Raw genomic sequence first — 265 nt, forward strand, 5'->3', positions numbered from 1 at the left:
CTGATCCACGTCTGATGGATCGGATGAGCCTGTACCTGCATTCGCAACCTCCCCCCGTTTGGCCGCTACCCCGCCGCCTGCGCGGGCTCCGGCTCCTTGTAGGTCAGCACCGGCTTCCTCGCGGCGAGCGTCTCGTCCAGCCGGCGCCGGGGCGCGTGGACCGGGGCAGCCTTCAGGCTTTGGTCCCCAGCTTGCGCGCGCTCGGCGATCGACCGAACTGCCATGATGAACTGATCAAGGCTCGCCTTCGATTCTGTCTCCGTCG

The 265-nt window shown here is 67.2% G+C and carries 1 pseudogene; it reads right to left on the reverse strand.

The annotated features are described in order from the left end of the window. Positions 1–65: 65 nt before the first annotated feature. Positions 66–265: pseudogene (locus RAD04_RS38815) on the reverse strand (aminomethyl-transferring glycine dehydrogenase subunit GcvPB); the annotation flags it as partial.

The organism is Bradyrhizobium sp. 25ACV, from assembly GCF_054863005.1.